The following is a 16,282-nucleotide window of genomic DNA, read 5'->3' on the forward strand; positions in this document are numbered from 1 at the left end:
GCTAAGCGCATTGGCTGATCGTTTAAATCTAGATATTCATATAAAGCCCAGTAGATTATTCGGTAATCGATTATTCTACTCTTTGACCTGCTCTTTGCATACTTTCGAACGCTTAATACACATTACGAGTGCCAATAGGTTTACTCTTATCGTTAGCGTTTATACGGCAAATCATATGCAGTAACGGTGTTATCGTATGTGATTTCAGTCATCTGCTCTGTCGGCATCTCAAGAACCTCAGCCATGACTTGAAGCGTGTATGGAGTTAAGTACGATGCATTTGTTCGCCCTCGATATGGTTCAGGGGTCAAGTATGGAGCATCAGTTTCGATAAGAATATGTTGCGGGTCTATAACGCGTAAAGCTTGGCGCAGACGTTCATTTGATTTATACGTCACAGTCCCCGAAAAGCTCAAATACCAGCCCCGCTCACGTGCAATATGTGCAATATGCTCATCCGCAGAGTAGGAATGGAAAATTGTCCGCTCAGGAGCACCGTCTCGAAGTAATATCTCAATAACGTCCTCATGCGCATCACGGTCATGGATTTGCATCGCAAGACCTAGATCCTTTGCTAACTCGATATGTTTCCGGAAGGCTTCTCGCTGTGATTGTCGGGCACCTTCACCTGTACGGAAATAATCCAAACCCGTCTCACCAATTGCAACTACATCATCTGGGTTCTCATGGGCTGCTGTATACACAGCATTCAAAGCCTCATCAAGAGGTATATCATGCCATGGTTTGTACTGTATTTCTAAGCCATCTGGGCCTTGCGCGCCCCCATGTCCGTGGAGAACTGTTTCGTTAGGATGTATCGCAATAGCCGCTTTGACGGATTGCGGATATTGCTTAGCCATGTTAATTGCTTGATGCAGAGTAGGAAGTTCACACGCTACGTCTATCATATGATTCACACCAACGCTATGCGCTTTGCGAATCAACTCTTCTACAGAATACACTGGTACTTCTGGCAAATTGCGTTCAGCTGCCTGCGCGGCCATATCCATTGAATACGACACCACCGAAGCCATGTGCGTGTGGTTATCGATAATTGGACTGTTTAAAACCTGCGGTGCTTCAGCCCATGCTCTACTTCGATGCTTTTTTGCCATTGGCACACTGCTCCATACCTAAAAACTAAATTTCTGCATAAAAGTAAAAGCCCGAGGTTTGCTCGGGCTTTAAAAGAGAGAAAGAGAAGAGGGGTTCAGTTATCAGTGTTACCTGCCAGCTCTTAAGCTGATACTTATATATAACTGCACCTGCCTGAACCCGACATCCGAAAACCCTGAAGATAAGCTTGGAATCTTGTAAAGGTTTTGTAAAGCACGCTGAGACCAGCATAGCTTGGCATCAGTATTGCTCGTAAAACTTCCGCTTACTCAGATCTCCTCTTTTAACCTCTTCGAGAATTCTTACTCTTGCCCCAGCTTTGCCTTCTCAGCTTCAAGGCGAGCCTTTTCCTTAGCCTTTCGAGCATCAAGTTCAGATTGGAAACGTTCCAACTCTTCTTGAACGGCTTCTACAGGAATCTTTTGGAAAATAGGCGTTGGCTTATCGATCTTCGTACCCGAAACGATATTCTCACGCTTCCAAGGATGTACGTTCTCGCCCAACTTATACTCACCAGTAATAATCGGATACGTAAATTGTGGATTATCGAGATCGGTTACTTCCTCAATATGTGGCAATGGGGAGAAGATCCCAGTGCCACCCATAGTCTCCCACACCTTTTGAGCAGAGTGTGGCAAATATGGCGCGAGAAGAGTATTAACGTCGAGTACAGCTTGCGCTGCTGTATACAGGACAGCAGCAAGACGCTCAGGATTATCCTTAATCTTCCATGGCTCAGTAGCAGAGATGTATTTGTTTACTTCACCTGCCACGCGCATTGCCTCGTTAAGTCCGGCTTTCTGGCGATGTGTATGAATGAAATTACCCACTGTGCCGAAAGCCTTAAGCGTGGTTTCAAGTAATGCGTGATCTTCATCAGTAAATTGGGACTCGTCCACCTGTGGAATTTCACCGAAATTCTTATGGAGCAAAGTTGCTACGCGATTAACGAGATTGCCCCAACCAGATACAAGTTCATCATTATTATGGCGAACGAATTGTTCCCACGTAAAGTCTGAGTCAGAAGTTTCTGGACCAGCGACGGAAATGTAATAACGTACAGCATCCACTTGGTAACGAGCAAGAATATCTTTTACATAAATAACAATTCCACGCGAGGAGCTGAACTTACGCCCCTCCATAGAAAGAAATTCTGAAGATACTACTTCGGTCGGTAAATTAAGCTTACCCATGTCACCCGGCTCACCGCCACGAGAACCTTCTCCGTTATACCCCAGCAATTCAGAAGGCCAGATTTGTGAGTGGAAAGTAATGTTATCTTTACCCATGAAGTAGTAGCTCAATGCTTCCGGATCATTCCACCACTTACGCCATGCATCATCATCGCCTTGACGTCGAGCCCACTCAATGGACGCGCTCAAATAACCGATAACAGCATCAAACCATACATATAGCTTCTTATTTGGGTTATCAATCCAGCCATCAACAGGAACTGGGATGCCCCAATCAATATCACGGGTAATAGCGCGTGGCTTAACTTCTTTGAATAATCCGATGGAGAAGTTAATAACGTTGGTACGCCATCCCTCTCGAGTCTTAAGCCATGCAAGGTTAGCTTCTGCAAGTGCAGGCAAATCAAGGAAGAAGTGCTCAGTTTCTTCGAAGCGAGGAGTTTCACCATTAATCTTAGAAACAGGATTCTTCAAGTCAATTGGGTCAAGTTCATTACCACAGTTGTCACACTGATCGCCACGTGCTCCATCGTAACCACAAATTGGGCACGTGCCCTCGATATAACGATCAGGCAAGGTACGTCCAGTTGATGGGGAGATAGCCACCATCTGTGTACCCTTGTAAATATAGCCATTCTTCAGACACTGAGTAAACATGTCTTGAACAACGTGCTCATGATTCTTTGTCGTTGTACGAGTAAAAAGATCGTAGCTTAATCCAAGATTGCACAAATCTTGAGAAATAACACGATTATAACGATTTGACAGCTCTTGAGCCGTCACGCCTTCTGCATCCGCTTGAACCAAAATAGGGGTGCCGTGTTCGTCAGTTCCTGACACCATCAAGACATCATTGCCAATCATACGCTCATAACGCGCATACACATCTGATGGAACTCCAAAGCCTGCCACATGACCGATGTGACGAGGTCCGTTGGCATAAGGCCAAGCTACTGATACTAATACATGACTCATGCAGTTGATTATCCTCAATCGAGCCGACATTAAGACAACCAAGACAATACTCGCATTTTTTCACACTCATTCACATTGCTAGTGTGTGAATAATTGTGAATACACTCTGGGTTTATTCACAAAAAACAGTTGTCCACACGAATTATGCAAACGATTTGGTAATTAGTTCGTACTGATATACGGTGTCACGCATAACTCATATTGGCAATGGAGGCACATATGGAAACTACACCTACAACACAAGCTCTTAGTAATACCTTTGATATCAATGCAGTTTCGTGCGAATTACCGGAGCAAAACGATAGTAGCGATAGCATTGTGGGATTAAAATCCCGCATGACAGTAAGCGTATACCATAAGCAACAAGAGCTAGCAGGCGCACATAATAAAAATCTCGATAAGCCTAGTTTGAGTGAGAATACACAACTGCTCAAACGGGTAGAAGATTTTCCAGGCCCGATGTGTCTTAGACATTTATCGAAAGCACAAGTGCTCACACAGCTGGACTCACATACGTATTTCTCATCACGATATAACGCATCATGCGAGAAACGCGCCCTCATTGTAAAAAGTATTATACCTTTCGGCTCAATTGCTTCTGGACAGCTTGCAGCTTGGATTTGGCTTGGAAATGAATTCCCCCGGCGAATTGATATCACTCGTGAGAATCATTACCACTCGATACTTTTCGGACGTAACGTGAAATCAACATCTCGCCAAATTCATCGAAATGATTTGCGAGAATTTCCTCAACTCCTTGTCACCACACCCGCCCGAACAGTCTGCGATTTAGCGTGCGATGACGATTTACGATGCCATCCGTATTCTGTCACCGAAACTATCTATCGTTTAGTTCTTCAATACTGCATTTCCGAGCGAATGTGCATGGAAATAATGCGTCAAAATACTCGCAAGCCGCACTATACAGCTGGACTTAATCTGCTCTTACGTATTTTCGCCAAAATTCGTCTCACTCAAGAGAGTAAGACAGCACGGATACCTTCAATAGATTCACATTCAGGAATTACCCCTGATGTGAGCACTCATAATACGAAGGGGAATACAGCACAAGAGAGCGTTTTACAAGGAACACTAAACTCAGATCACAGACTGGTCGCGTAATGTCAGAACTTTCTCACTCATCGCGTTATCAGACCTCTTCGCGTTTCTACCCCGGCTGCACGCCACCTAAACCACCACTTACGCTTACACCACGTATCGCAACTGACCCAGATACAGATACGCGCATCTTGTGGTACATCGCCCGTCATGTACCCGCGTTGCGTTTTTGGCTCATAGCCAATCCATCCGCTACCCCTGAACTTCTAGAATACGTTTCTCAAGTAGGAGGACCACATGTAAAAGAAAGCTTTGATGTGCTATTTAGTGCTCTTGATACGGATGAATCGGACAGTTTGAAGAACTACTCAGATACCGTCGAAGAATCATAAGGAAGGAAAATCTTGACAACATATGACAATTCTTTCGCGTGGCAAATCATTACAGAAATCGCGGATTACCGCGAACGCCATGATTAGTTATGAATAAACTGCAACCACTGCTCATTGCACGCTACAAGACCACAAATAGCCGAGCTAAGTATTCGCACGTATACCGCACAGCTCGCTTAATTTGCCTTCTCTTCCCGCATTTCAAGCACGCGCGCATAAACCTCTTTACGAGACATAAACGAACCATCAGGCAAAGGGTTGTCTTCTACCACACGAGTGATTGCTTCCTTAATGCGCAAATCATCATCACGCGCAGTTGTAATAGCCATTTCAGCCATATCATCCACAGTCAAAACTCGCGATCCCATTGCTTGAATAGCCTCATCATCCGAAGCGCCCGCGATAACAAGAACTATTTCACCTCGTGGTGGATCATTGAGGACAGTCTGTCGGATTTCATGAATCGTCCCACGCCTAACTTCCTCAAAGTCTTTCGTCAATTCACGAGCAAGAGCCATCAGTCTTTCTCCACCAAAGACTTCTTCCATATCATTCATCGTCTCTTCAATACGATGAGGAGCTTCATAGAAGACTATTGTGCGCATTTCCATAGCAAGCATACGCAATTTCTTCATGCGTTCAGAATGTTTGCGTGGAACGAATCCCTCATAACAAAATCGATCCGTTGGCAATCCTGACAAGGCTAATGCATCAAGCACTGCAGAAGGTCCCGGGGCACACGTTACGGGAATGGAGCGTTCAATTGCGCGACGAACAATCGCTAAACCCGGATCATTAATAGTTGGCATACCTGCATCCGAAACGACGAGGACGGTAGAGCCACTCTCGGCCTCATCCAAAAGTGAATCTGCTTTATTGCGTTCATTATGGTCATGATATGCCACAACTCGCCCGGTGACATGAACTCCCAATCGTCGAGCCAAATCAAACAGTCGTCGCGTATCTTCCGCGGCAACGATGTCGCTCGATTCCAGCAATCCCATAAGTCGGACTGAAGCATCAGAAGTATTGCCGATAGGAGTAGCTGCAAGAACAACCATCCCCTTGCCAGAATAATCAGACTTCTGAAAGCCGTTCAAGCTCTGCCCCTGATGAGCAGCATTGCCAGAATCTGTTCCTCTATCATCAGAATTCATATGAGATAAGAAATCACGCTCATCATTAGTGCTGTTTGTCATAGTTCTAGAATAACGCACCCGAACTATACTGCTCCGTTTATTTGCACATGTGTTTATCTGCCCTGCTTTTACCGTCCATGCACCTGTTCATGTGTCCGCCCAGTGTCTATCCATATCAAAGTGCTCTCTCACCATGTTTCTACCCAACTCATTCGTACTACTTATGGGGAAAGTGTTGATATTGATCTTGCGAGCTACCACAGGCGACTATCGTCACGTACACTGTCAGTTAGAGAATATTTACTGTTAGTTTTCATAAACCCCAGGAGAATCATGGGCATTCTTAATTTCTTTATTGAACTTCTACGAAATCCACGTGCTGCAATCGCAGGCTGGATCGCAATGGGTCTAGCACCTACATATGCGTTCATTTTCCTCATTATTTTTGTGGAAACTGGCGTTGTATTTATGCCATTCTTACCGGGCGATTCTTTGCTTTTCGCCGCAGGATATTTTGCTGCTGAACCAAGCTCCGGCATGAAGCTAGCTATTTTATTGCCAATTGTATGGGCAGCTCCAATTATTGGCGATCAGTGCAATTACTTCATCGGACACTTCTTTGGACGCAAAATCGTCGAATCTGGAAAAGTTAAGGCGATGACTCCAGAACGTATCGCTAAAACTGAGCATATGATTGAAAAGTGGGGCCCTCTCGCTGTATTCCTCGGTCGTTTCTTCCCATTCATTCGTACATTCATGCCATTTATCTCAGGACTTTCAGGCATGAGCTGGAAGCGTTTTACCCCATATAGCGTTTTCGGCGGCCTCGTATGGAGTTCGTTGTTTACCTTGCTCGGATACTTCTTCGGTGGAATTCCATTCGTACAGAAGAACTTCGAACTCGTGATTGTTGCTATTTTGCTCGTATCCCTAGCACCTACGATTATCGCGGGTATTCGTGGTCTTATGAATCGTAAGAAGAATAAGGCGAGCGAACCAAATGAATCGAATACAGAAAACACAGCTGAATAGACCACGATTAATAGTGCACAGCTGAATAATTTGATGCTCATTAAAAATGATGTGATTAAAATGCCCAACGTATTCTTACAAGAAACGCTGGGCATTTTGTCGGCTTACGTGTATATATAATAGACAAGCATGCTTAAATATGAAGTTGAGCATGAATAAATTAAAAGGGGCTATAGCGCAGTTGGTAGCGCGTTTCGTTCGCATCGAAAAGGTCGGGGGTTCGACTCCCCCTAGCTCCACGTGAGGTTCGTCCATTCATTCCACCGGGCGAACCTCTTTTTTGTTGGACATATTTGGCTTAACCGCATATAAGCCTATAAGCCGCCTTTCACCCCTAATCTAACTAATCTAACCTGCACATTCCTCACAACAAACAACCTACTTGTCAGGAAAATCAGTTGCCACATACACGTGTGCCCCTGCTACGAAATTCCTTTTGTTGCAGGGGCACACATTTTTAACAGAGCTTCACTCTAGATTTTCAGTATTACAAACATCACGATACAGTTTGCAGTTTCGCATTGATACGAGTCTGAACCTGAAGATAATACTGCGTTTCCGCATCATTCATGTTCCCTTCCCATGCATCAAACGATTTTTGAGTTTCCGCATACTGCTGCATTAATTCCGAGTACTTCGCAACCATATTCATGTCCGATCCGTTATACGTTTTCATGAAGTCAACGTACTTATTCATGAAGTCTTCGTAGTTATCCATCGCCGTCTTAAATTCTGGTCGTATGCCATTCGTATCAGGGGTACTTGAACTTGATGAACTATCGCTAGAGTCGGAACTTGATGAACTATCACTGGACTCGGAACTATCACTTGATTCAGAACTCGATGAGCTATCACTAGACTTGCTGATACGAATACTCATGATGCTGTTACCTTCATAATCGATAGATGCTTCCCATCCAGCAGCATTTTTCGCTCTATAACTCTTAACATCCTTCGAATAATCTACATTCATTCCGCCATTCATCACTGCCTGAACGTACTCGTTGTAATCAGCTTTAGGCGTCTTACCTATATAGACTGATATGCTGTCATCATTATCGTATTCGATTCTCCCATAAAGTGACTTAGGAGCAGGAACCTGATTTCCAGCCTGGCCCGTTGGCCACGTGATGTCAGACATATCCATTGGCTTTTCAAGAACAATGTTGAGTTCCTTGGCAGATTCCATATAATACATATCAACCTTGTAACCCTCTTTATCGTAACCACTATAGCTAGAATCGCTGGATTCTACATCGACGGTATATCCTCTGCCGCTTACATCCTCAGCGTATTGCGCATACTGTTTCTTAGAAATGTCTTTAACATCTACGCTTAGACGTTCAGGTCCATCATCGTGAATCTCTCCGTATTTGCTCGGAGGCTCTGGAAGCCTTTTACCGAGGACCGTATCAGCCCATACAAACTGCCCTTTGCCTGCTTGAGAAATCGCATTCACAACACCAAAGACGATTGCTATAGCAGCCACAGCTGCAATCACAATGAACCATAGTTGTCGGTAAAATGGCTTCTTTTCCTTCATCACAGGCGTTTTGAATGGTTCCTCTGCCGAAGAAACTGACACAGGAGGTTGCATAAGTACTGTAGTTTTAGTTGTTGCCTCATCAGCTTGTGCTGGCGTTGCTAGCAGCGTTGGAGTTTCTGGAGCTTTCGTGCCGCAATTTGGGCAGAATTTGCCTTCGAATTGGGTTCCGCACTGATTACATATTACTGTCATATCTCTTTCTCGCATTCTTGCTAGATATCAAAACCAACCATCATAGCTTCTTCCACGTCACTAGAATCTTCGAATCCTGCGGGTTCACTCATACGTTGAGTCCTTTTGAAAAAGAAACTATAACATTCGAAACCACATTGATTTCTTAACTCCTTGATACCCCCCCCTGAGACTTTTTAATCCCTCAAAAGGAAATCACAGAAAAATATTCCTCGCAATTTTGTTTATCTCACGCATATATAAAATCTACGCGCGCATTACATACAAAATTACGAGGAAATCTTCGAGAAAAAGATATTTGCTTGAACTTACTCTTGCTTATCTTTCTTCATAATTATCGCGGTCAACGTCAGACTAACGACAGCCCACAATGCTGTAATCAGTTGGAATGCAAACATAATTTAAGTAATTACTTAGTCGTCATGATCCAACCATAACCTTTCTAAGCATACGTCATTAAATAGGTAATTTCATTGCATCATACTTTTACGAACAGTCAACCCGGAAGGCACTTACAACTTACGCAAATTACTCAATCGCTGCGCCATCATAAACACGCAACCAGCAATTACAAAGACAGCTACGACACCTACGAATGCCCACAGCGTGCTGCCAATTCGTTCAGGCATCACAAGTGCAGGAGTTATAAAAGCGAAAAGTCCGCACAAGAATCGCGAGAATCCTAAGATAAATCCCTGAACCGTTGCGCGGATACCCGCAGGAAAACTTTCTTGAATCCATACTTTGCATATAGCCTCACCAGCAAGAGGTAAACCAACATACATGCATGATGTAGTTAAAACAATTCCCCATAACGATCCGCCAAGAACAGCCATCGTCACCATAGACGCAAAAGCGATAAGTCCTCCCACTACGAAGAGAATGTTGCGCCATCTCGTATTAATTGTCACAGAAACCAGTGCATTAGCTCCAAACATAATAATGTACAATACGATTCCTAATTGCGTTGCTAACGTCTGAGAAGCTTGCGCATGCACAAGCATGAAAGTTTGGAACTGTCCCCATGTGTTAGCGACGAGATTCCAGAAAATATAAAAGATGAGAAGTGATGTAAACATGATAGCAAGTTGGGACTTGTTTCTCACACTAGCGGAGCGCGAAGTATCGCCCTTACTTCCCATGGTTGTATCTTCTGTATCCACCTGTATGATATTCGTCCCAGCTTTTTTATGAAGCATGGCAAATTCTTTCGATTTCCACCGCCATAGCCACGTAATTACCGCGATAACAGCCATCACCGCGAATACTATTCGAGCACCATCTGCTCCTCGGATACCCGAAATCATGGAAGCAACCACAGCAGTAAGGATCATACCCAGCTGCCAGCCTAGTTGAGTGATTGTAACAAGGCGAGATGATGCCGCGGTATCTGTTGATTCGAGCGACAAGATGGAGATAGAAATTGGTACATCAATACCAGTACCCAGCCCAATTATAATAACACCGCACAAAAGTACAGCAAAGTTAGACGCGACAGCACATACAAGGAATCCCAATGCAGTAAAAGCATTAATCCATGTAAATACTCGTGACATCCCTAAACGCGCACTAAGCTGTCCTGAACACATTGATGCAATGGCAATAGCAAAGTTCAAAGCTGCCGAGAGTATTCCGACATGCGTATTGGATAACGACAGACCATCTTGCCACATTGTAATTGTCATAGATAAACCGACAATTGCTGCCGACCCTAGTAAAGACCCTAATGCCGAACTATACCCCAAATGAGTAAATGCTTTCGCATATGAGTAGTCCTCGTGATGCGTCGTCATGTATATCTCCTGTATATTGTGTAACTCAGCTAATCTGCCGATACATTAAACGTTACGCCTTACGCTTTCTTGCGCCGAAGCTGTTTCCGCCAGAAAGATGTTCTGCAAAGATGTTCTGCAAAAGTGTTCTGCTTAATCCTCGTATCTGACATGCGAACGGGCAGAGAGTATTGGCTCTGCCCGCTTTTTGTATCATGCACGCAAGAACGGTTGTGATAATTCTATTGTGCGTATACTGCCCGTAAGAGATGCGTGCCACAGCACCTTAATTGATTTGAAGTTCACGTATTAGTGAGTTCGCCTCCACTTCGACTCCATAACGCATAGGCACGCCATCCCTTGATTTTCTACCTTGTCGTTTTACTCACTCGGAAGAATGATGCCACAATTGCGAGTGCACCAGATCCGAATAGAGCAGCAATTCCGATAAGCGCGCTCGACATGTCAGCGAGAGTTTGCGCATTACGGTTGAAGGTCATTACTCCTGCGAAGAGATTAATACGATCTGCAAAAAACACAGTCGCACCCCACACGAGTAGCACAGCTATAGCTACACAGCTGATATCGGTAAGCACTCCTAACCATCCATTATTTGCCTTAAATTGTCCCGCAATAAGGACGAATAATTCAAGCACAATGGCTAGCACGCCTCCGTATACTGTAACAGCATTAAGCGGAATATTTCCGAATGTAGCTGTTGCACTGTTAACGAAATAGAAGTACATCCCCACTATCGCAGCGATAATCGTAAGGATTCCCAAGTAGAATCCGAAAGATTGATTCTTGACGAACTTCATCTTAGTTCTCCTTTTCTGTCTCTACTGCGTTCTCAGACGCAACTTCAGAAGCAGTCTGAGACTGTGCTTCATCAGCATTCATATTCTCTGAATTGCTCGCCGAACCAGCTGCGACTGATTCGTCAAGACTACGGCCTTCAATGGCATACTTGCGACGATTGAGTATATACATTACTGCACCTGCAAGAGTCAGTACTGATGCTGCTACAGTCATAGCAGTGAGCACATTGTCATACCATGTGCGCACATTATGCAATCGGGATGTATCATTCAATCCATCCATAGCGTTGGAATTAGCGAATGCGTAGTACTGCCATGTCATATTACGCTTCAATGCGGCACTCAAGCGGGAATCTTGGGAGACATCGCGCTCATTCCAATATGGCCACTGCTTCTCGACAGCTTGCATAGAATCTTCACCTGTAGAAGTAGTCATCGTAATACCGTTGAATGCGGCTGCACGAAGATTCTTGTATTCGTTATCCATGATGAAGTCTTCCGAGAGCAATCCTTGGAATCCCCATTCCTTACGCAGGATATTAAGCATCAAGCCAGTATTAGCATTTGCAGCAGTGACACCGATGCGGTTGTATCCAGTCATCATACCAAGGATATGACCATCTTCTACCTCGCTTTGGTGTGCGCGAAGCTCACCTTCACGAGCTTTCTGCTCATTCATAAATACTGCGATACCGATACGATTAATTTCCGTATCATTGAATGCATAATGCTTTGCAGCCAAGATAATACCGTATTCTTGTCCGCCTTGTACTGCAGCTGTTGCTTGGAGAGCTGTGAGCATCGGGTCTTCAGAGAAGTATTCGTGATTGCGGGCATTGTATGCATTGCGATGGAGGTTAGTACCCAATCCCCATAAGATAGTGGTATTTGCCCAAATAGAGTAATTGCCTAAGAGCTTACCCCATTCTTGAGCGAGTTCCTTGCTAAATGTCTGTCCAAGGATAGATTCATTCGCAAGAATTCCCATGGAATAGTTCGCATTCTTATCGTTCGCATCAATGGCATATGGGTCTCCACTTGACTTATCCTTGTTAGCATATTGTCCCAAAGGATATGATGCAAATCCGTTAGGTCCATCATTTTGGATAACTTCAGGAGAGCTGATCGAAACCAATGGTTTCGTCGAAGTGCCACCAAAAGCTGTACGGATCATTGCCTCTGATAGCTTCATCTGATTCATGAGCTCAGTCATTTTCTTATCGTCTGGACTCTTAACACCCTTAAGGTCAGCTAATGTCAGATCACCTGAAGCACCCCATGTAGTCGCTTTCTCTTCAGAATTTGCGCTAATCTGATATGTATCGTTGGTAAGACCTGCTTTAAGCATGTCATCCGTTGCAGTTAGACCTTCATATACCTTTGGCCATGTCTTATCCCAATCGGAACGAGACAAGTATGTGACGGTACCAGGCATCCACTTATTTAAATCAGCATCAGCAAGTTGATTTTCAACCTTTGTACCATTCTTAGTGGAAGCGAAAGTCGTAGTATCCAATGCATCCAAAGACCACTGTGCAGTCTCGGATGTATTTCCACGAACACCATCAGAGGCTCCTTCACCACGTGCAGTGAGCACATTATTTGCCGCAGCATGAGCTCCATTACCGAGCGCAAAAGTATACTGTCCTGCATCAAGGATGTAGTTACCCTTAGTACCTGCCGCGTTCTTGGCGGAAGAATCCCAGCTTGCCATATATTGCGCATCTGCAGTAATAGTTAGTGTTTGCGATTCGCCTGGCTGCAACTCCTTGGTCTTTGCATAATCAAGAAGCTGGACGCCAGCCTTTTCTACGTTATTTCGCTTATCGTAATCGGTATATGGCGTGCTGACATAGAGCTGTGCTACATCTTTACCAGCATACGCGCCGGTATTAGTAACAGTTACATGTGCAGTAACTGTCTTCTCGTTGAGATTAACGGAGACATCATCCAATGTCTGGCTAAACGTTGTATAGCTCATTCCATATCCGAACGGATACGTGACTTCCTTGTAATAATCCCAACCACTACCATCAGTGCTGCCTTTGGTACTCGATGCATTCCCTGCGCCGTTTATCACATCCATATAACGAGTCTCATAGTACTTATATCCGGTATAAATACCTTCTGCTTGTACCAATTCCGAGTTGATATTATGCCGAGGATCAGCGTTCTTCCATTGATAATCGCCATAATTGACAGCTGCTGGCGTACTCTGGTTATTAGATACCCAAGTATCAGACAAATGACCTGATGGAGTAGCAGCGCCAGACAGTAAATCAGCGATGCCGTAGAAACCATATGCCCCAGGAAGTCCGATTTGCATGATTGCATCGACACCAGCATTATCCTGTACTTCTTGAAGTTGCATTGCATTTGCAGCGTTAACAAGAACGATAACCTTGCCGCCGTTTTCTTGCTTAGCCGTTACTGCAGCATTAATCAAATTGCGCTCATCATCAGACAATCCCAATGGATCGCTCTGATTAAGCTTCTGCTGAGGATCAACTCCTGCGGTTCCAGGAGTATAGTTACGGTTTTCACCAGAAGAGCGAGCAATGGTAACAATCATGACATTGTTATCCGCTAGGCTTGCTTTCCACTGTGGATCTTGCTTATCTAGTGCTTCCTGAGATGGCTCTTTGCTCGTGAAAGGAGCCCCAATCATTGGAGCCGTAATACGAGTTACCGTAGAAATATTTCCCCAATTATTAATTTCAGTAGTGAACTGATCCTTCATTGAATCATACATCTTCTCCAATGTAGGATTAATGGTAAAGCCTTTTTCTTTAAAGGCTTGAACCATATCGACAGTGTCTGCATCCGTGCCCTTGTTTATGGAAACAGATGAGCCCATATCGCCACCCTGTACTGGGTTATAGCTTGAGAAACCGAGCAAACTAATTTTGCCTGTTTCTGCCGGGGTCAAAGGAAGAGCCCCATTATTTTTAAGAAGTACTGATCCTTCTTCACTCACGCGCTCACCTAAATCGCGTGCTGCAAGAACAAGATCTTTGGTGTTCGTATAATCCGACTTATAGGTATATGTTTTTGAAGGATCGGCATTTGGATCGGAAGTCCATTCCGTACTATGTGTTCCCAAAAACCTATTAATATCTGTGCGGAAACCAGCAACTGCACTTGTCGCCGTCACTGACAATGCAAGCACTGCCGCACATGCTGTCGTAACGCCTCTAAACGCACGAACTTTTGTTCCCCTTTTCATGAGGTTTTCTCCTTTATCTTTCGTATGGGTAGCAGCCGTTGCTACCCATAACATCTTTCTTTTATTTCTTCTCGCTGAAGCTTCTCACTTAAACCAGCGAGATTTCTTTTCTTGTCGGGCTTGTAACTTTGCCTGGTACCGGGCTTCTTCCTCTTCGTAATTCAGCCCTTTCTTGACACAGCGTGCACGCAGTTCGTCTTGCCGAGCAATTTCTGCAAGACGATCTGCTTCTTCCTGCTCCAAACGTAAACGCTCTGCAGGTTCTATCCATTCACCACCCGCTGCCAAAACCGCAGCCTTCTGGTGCTCGATAATTGTTGCATGATCGTCATCAACATGCTTTTCAACGTTGAGAAAGAGCATTAAAACAGCAATAATTGCATAAGCAATAAGCTCTGAACCGAGATAACAAACAGTGAGCACAGTCTGAACTGCTCCATTTTGAGTAGCAGCAAAAGGATCATAGCCGGCTACGGTCAGGAATGCATTAATCAAGCCGTTACCAAGACCGGTCATACCAACCATAATTGCGCTGTACACAGACATGGTGAAACCATCAGATCTAAAGCCGTTGCGTGCTTCCAAATGGTCAAGAACATCTGACAATAATGCCAAAGTGACATACATTGCTGGAATAGACCCGATACCTTTGAGTACGACACCTAAGCACACCATGACAAGACTATGAACGTCTAATAAACTGACGCATCCGCCCAATACGGCGATAATCATACCGATAACGATGGCATTACGTTTTCCAAGCTTATTTGCGATTGGCCATGCTACAAGCATACCGATAGCAGTTGGGATACCTCCGATAAGGCCCAAAGTGGACATGGCTGCCCCTGCTGACGCCTCTGTAGTAACTCCGTCCAGCATCCAACGAGTGTAGTAACTCATCGAACCGTTCTTAATCATTCCTGACAATTGGAAAAGCAAGAAGTAGAGGATAATAATCCACCAATACATATTGCCCATGCACACTTTTGCTTGCTGCTTCATCGAGAGTTTTTCCTCGACAATATTCAGCTTCATATTTTCTTCAGTAATTCGTTCACGTGTGAAGTAATACTCGCACAAGATGCCAATTGCTGTCAGGATGCACAAAGCAATCATCATCACGCGCCAGTGAGCATAGCTCGCCGTAGCATCGATACGCCCCGCACCACCGTCAACAAAGAGGTAGCTTTGTAGAAGAATTGGGATTACAATACTTGCACCGATACCCACCGAAGCTACTGCTGAAGCATTAGAAAATGTTGCTAACAGCCCACGCTGATTGCTATTGCGCGTTGATAGAGCAACCATCGAACTATGCGCAGTGTAGAACATTGGATATGCAACGGCATAGTACAAGTTATATGACAATGCAATCCATATCATCTGTACCGCAGCAGGAGTTCCTTGAGGCGTAAGGAAGAGTAGCGCGATAGCTACGACAACGAATGGTGCAGAGATAAGTAAATAAGGACGTGCTTTCCCCTGTGAGGTACGCGTATTGTCAATAAGTCGTCCTACAAAAAGATTGCCAATAATCACAAAAACCACAGAAACAATAGGCAATAACGTTGAAAAAGCGCCAAATCGAGCTGCATTCGTCCAGCCAAGTACGTCTGAGTAATAACGGTTTAAGTAAGCCGCAAAAACTGCATTAGAAATCAGCGCCATAAATGGACCAACCAAGTATCCTAATGCCATTTCTGGCAAGCGGACATTTGCCGATGTAATTCGCGTCCGCGCGATACTCGACTCGAAGAAACCGCGCCGAGCTGTACTCTTTGCAACCGTGTTCGACGACACTGCCATAAATATCTCCTATTCC

Annotated in this window: 11 protein-coding genes and 1 tRNA gene; 4 read left to right on the forward strand and 8 right to left on the reverse strand. The window is 44.5% G+C overall.

What is annotated here, in order from left to right:
* Positions 1-152: 152 nt before the first annotated feature.
* Complete coding sequence (locus EJ419_RS04050; RefSeq protein WP_131283858.1) at positions 153-1,115, reverse strand: TatD family hydrolase; 963 nt, start codon at positions 1,113-1,115, stop codon at positions 153-155.
* Positions 1,116-1,418: 303 nt separating this feature from the next.
* Entirely contained in the window at positions 1,419-3,284 is a 1,866-nt protein-coding gene (gene metG / locus EJ419_RS04055) for a methionine--tRNA ligase (RefSeq protein ID WP_131283860.1), read from the reverse strand.
* Positions 3,285-3,503: 219 nt separating this feature from the next.
* Between metG and EJ419_RS04060 the strand changes: the two genes are divergently transcribed.
* Both EJ419_RS04060 and EJ419_RS04065 read left to right on the forward strand, forming a co-directional pair.
* On the forward strand, positions 3,504-4,406 hold the full coding sequence (locus EJ419_RS04060) for a hypothetical protein (protein WP_131283862.1): 903 nt from the start codon (positions 3,504-3,506) through the stop codon (positions 4,404-4,406).
* Entirely contained in the window at positions 4,406-4,735 is a 330-nt protein-coding gene (locus tag EJ419_RS04065; RefSeq protein ID WP_165496228.1) for a variant leucine-rich repeat-containing protein, read from the forward strand. The genes EJ419_RS04060 and EJ419_RS04065 overlap by 1 nt, the downstream gene beginning before the upstream one ends.
* Before the next feature lie 176 nt (positions 4,736-4,911).
* Here the strand turns inward: EJ419_RS04065 and rsmI are convergent, their stop codons facing one another.
* The gene (gene rsmI, locus EJ419_RS04070) at positions 4,912-5,796 is read right to left on the reverse strand and encodes a 16S rRNA (cytidine(1402)-2'-O)-methyltransferase (protein ID WP_240680341.1); all 885 of its coding nucleotides are present in this window, start codon (positions 5,794-5,796) and stop codon (positions 4,912-4,914) included.
* Positions 5,797-6,207: 411 nt separating this feature from the next.
* Here rsmI and EJ419_RS04075 point away from each other — a divergent pair, with 411 nt between their 5' ends.
* Together EJ419_RS04075 and EJ419_RS04080 are read left to right on the forward strand one after the other, a co-directional pair.
* Positions 6,208-6,906 carry a VTT domain-containing protein gene (locus EJ419_RS04075; protein WP_131283864.1) on the forward strand — a complete coding sequence of 233 codons (699 nt, stop codon included), beginning with the start codon at positions 6,208-6,210 and terminating at the stop codon, positions 6,904-6,906.
* Between the two features lie 166 nt (positions 6,907-7,072).
* Positions 7,073-7,145 (forward strand) — tRNA-Ala (locus tag EJ419_RS04080).
* A gap of 257 nt (positions 7,146-7,402) precedes the next feature.
* Here EJ419_RS04080 and EJ419_RS04085 read toward each other — a convergent pair.
* The 5 genes from EJ419_RS04085 to EJ419_RS04105 all read right to left on the reverse strand — a co-directional run bounded on the left by EJ419_RS04085 (position 7,403) and on the right by EJ419_RS04105 (position 16,266).
* Positions 7,403-8,644 (reverse strand): zinc ribbon domain-containing protein, encoded by a 1,242-nt coding sequence (locus EJ419_RS04085; RefSeq protein ID WP_131283866.1) that lies wholly within the window; start codon positions 8,642-8,644, stop codon positions 7,403-7,405.
* Positions 8,645-9,156: 512 nt separating this feature from the next.
* Positions 9,157-10,437: an MFS transporter gene (locus tag EJ419_RS04090; protein ID WP_131283868.1), complete on the reverse strand. Its 1,281-nt coding sequence runs from the start codon at positions 10,435-10,437 to the stop codon at positions 9,157-9,159.
* 347 nt (positions 10,438-10,784) lie between these two features.
* A complete protein-coding gene (locus EJ419_RS04095; RefSeq protein ID WP_131283870.1) occupies positions 10,785-11,234 on the reverse strand; it encodes a hypothetical protein in 450 nt (149 codons plus the stop codon).
* A 1-nt stretch (position 11,235) separates the two neighbouring features.
* Positions 11,236-14,460: a glycoside hydrolase family 3 C-terminal domain-containing protein gene (locus EJ419_RS04100; RefSeq protein ID WP_131283872.1), complete on the reverse strand. Its 3,225-nt coding sequence runs from the start codon at positions 14,458-14,460 to the stop codon at positions 11,236-11,238.
* Positions 14,461-14,544: 84 nt separating this feature from the next.
* Complete coding sequence (locus tag EJ419_RS04105) at positions 14,545-16,266, reverse strand: MFS transporter (RefSeq protein ID WP_131283874.1); 1,722 nt, start codon at positions 16,264-16,266, stop codon at positions 14,545-14,547.
* Between the last annotated feature and the right edge of the window lie 16 nt (positions 16,267-16,282).

Origin of the sequence: Alloscardovia theropitheci (assembly GCF_004332295.1) — a bacterium.
GTDB classification, from domain to species: domain Bacteria; phylum Actinomycetota; class Actinomycetes; order Actinomycetales; family Bifidobacteriaceae; genus Alloscardovia; species Alloscardovia theropitheci.